2 protein-coding genes are annotated in these 2757 nt (G+C 42.7%); both read left to right on the plus strand.

Going from position 1 to position 2757, the window contains the following annotated elements:
• Positions 1–2226: hemagglutinin repeat-containing protein (locus tag ACFIK4_RS09495; protein WP_375675825.1), on the plus strand; the 2226-nt coding region annotated here is incomplete at its 5' end.
• 21 nt (positions 2227–2247) lie between these two features.
• Positions 2248–2655: a hypothetical protein gene (locus ACFIK4_RS09500; protein WP_375632826.1), complete on the plus strand. Its 408-nt coding sequence runs from the start codon at positions 2248–2250 to the stop codon at positions 2653–2655.
• Positions 2656–2757: the final 102 nt, after the last annotated feature.

A 2757-nucleotide genomic window follows, 5' to 3' on the forward strand; every position in this document is an offset into this window, starting at 1 on the left:
GGCAATAATATCACCCTATCAGAAAGCTATGATACCTCTAACGCAAAAGAAAAGCATGAAAAGTCTTTTGCTGGTGTGACAGGCTCTGTCAATGTGGGTATTCTTGGTGCCGTAAAAGATGTAAAGGATGCAGTCAAACGTTTTGGTCATGGGGATACAAAACACAAAATCGGTAATGGTCTTATTGCTGGTCTAAAAGGCTATGATCTCTATAGCAAAGGCAAAGGTCTTTATAATGGGATGAAAGGTGGAAACAAACAGTCTATTCGTGATATTGCTGATGTTTCTGCTAGCGTAACCGTGGGCTTTAAGACAGAGAAGGANACAATAGAAGCAGGACGCGCTGTTAATATGCAAGCCCACAAAGGCAGCATCCATGGTGTTGGAGCCGATATTATTGCCGGTACAAACCCGATGCAAAGCAATGATGAACAGAGCGGGAATATCACCATGGGAGCAGGTAAAGATATCACTTTTGAAAGTGCGCAAAACACACAAAGCACACAAAATCATACGCAAAGCGCTTCAATGAATGTTGGGTATAGTTATGGTACCGGTGGTCCAGGGTGGATGGGGAATGCTTCTTTTGGTAAAGGCAAGGGTTCCAGTGAGGAAGTGCATCACAAGAACAGCCATATTATAGGCACTGGCACTCTTCATACCATAAGTCAGGGAAACACCATACTGGCAGGCGCCGTGGCTTCTGCAGACCATGTAGAAATGGAAGTAGGGGGTGATTTCGCCATTACCAGCCGCAGTGATACGGGACAAACTTCCAGCAAGCAAGACTCTTTTTCTATTGGGTTTAATGGTGGAAAAAAGGATGATGCAGCCACAACCAATATTTCCTTGAACAAGGATAAATCCTCTAGCGATTATCATAGTGTTGTGGAGCAATCAGGCATCAAAGCCGGTGATGGCGGTTTTAAGATCAACGTTAAAGACAAAACGACCCTAACTGGGGGGCTTATTGCCAGCACTGCGCCGGCAGAAAAAAACAGCCTGACCACAGGAAGCATTAGCACCAGTGATATCAGCAACGGTGCGCATGCGCAAGCTAGCAGCCAAGGTTTAAGTATTTCTGCCGGTGGTCCGATGTATCAGGGTAAATATGGTGTCGGGAAAAACATTGCCAAAAATGTCTTAGATCATTCAAAAGCCCAAGATTCAGAGGAAGGATACACCAAATCCGCCATTAGCGATGGCACCATTGTCATTACTGATGAAGCTGGGCAGAAGGCATTGACAGGGCAAGATGTGGAACAAGCCATAGCCTCCCTTAATCGTGATACTGCCACCGCCCATAAGGGTGTACAACAGCTCGATGCAGGCAAGCTGGAACAAATCGTCCATGAAAACCGTGAAATGGCAACCCAACTTTTAGAAGAAGGATTTAAATACAGTGATGACTCCTATAAAACCATGTTTATCAAAGAGCACCCCATCGCCGTGGTGGATCGTGATGAAAATGGCAATACAATCTATGAAATAGTTGCGAATGGGGTACCTATAAGAGATGCTCGTGGACAAAAAAGCCCCAAGTTCCATTATTTAACGGATGAAGAAAAGCAGCATTTACAAGAGGGTGCTGATGGCAAGGTGCATGTGTCCTTTAATGGCATCTTTACTCCACCAGAGGAAGCCGCTGTTTATGCGGTTCAACATGCGAAGGATAAAAATGAACCGCTTTATTTTGTTGTGTTCCCTCAAGCCGATTCTGCTATTTCAGAACTTCTGGTCGCGGGCTATCAGAAGTTTATGGAAAATAACTTTTGGGGTTTGACCAATTCAACACAAGAAGCAAAAGATTTGATGTATAGCTATGGTCTTACAGGATTAGAACTTTATGGACATAGTCGCGGGACAATGACATTGGGAAATATGCTGAATTCTTTCAAACAAGAAGGTGTTCACGGTATAGCCGACAACACGAATATCAATTTCTATGGACCAGCCTTTAATGTTTTAGTTGCATCCGGTCTGTTAGGTTATGTGAGTGATGGCAAACAAACCATTGTTGGCTTTGATGGGAATAGATACGACTTTGTCAGCAGAATTATTGGCGGCAATGGCTATACTTACGAGACAATACCTGCTGGCAGTAACTGGTGGAAAGAATGGTGGAGAGTGATCATGAATCCCATAAGCTCCCATACCTGTCTTGGAGATGCGGGTCAAAAATGCCAAAAAAGGTATGGCTCATCTCATTTAAAACAAAAACCTTGAATTAAATCATGGAGGAAAAAAATGAAACAAACTTTAAAATTATTAAGCGCTGTAACTTTGTTAAGTATAGCTGGATGTCAGTTTAATAAAACTCCTGGAGGATATTTGAGCGCGTGGGAGAAAAATGGTGTTACTGATTTTACTGAGGTAGGAAAAGCCTTATTAGAATGTGGAATGCCAACCCCTTATGATACTGATCCAGAAAATAGAAAGTTAAGTTTAAATAAAAAGGCGTTTATTGATTCTTGTATGGTTCAATCAGGATTCCGCTATAAAGATACAGAGGCAGGAACGTGGTGTGAGAATTTTCAAGGAAAGAATCTTCCGGCTTGTCGTCCAGGTGCTGTCATACCACAGCGCAGTGTCAAGAAGCGCTTGAACAGCCCTTTTTGTAAAAAGCATCCAGAACAATATGAATGTTATCCTTAAGTTTTGCTGTTTGTGATGATTAACAATCCGCTATCCTTGCCTTCACTTGGAATGGTGGGATTGTTTTCTCAACCAATCATCTCAATATTGTTCACCGTTGTT

It is taken from the genome of Bartonella sp. AP9QHHD (assembly GCF_042195625.1).
Lineage (GTDB): Bacteria > Pseudomonadota > Alphaproteobacteria > Rhizobiales > Rhizobiaceae > Bartonella.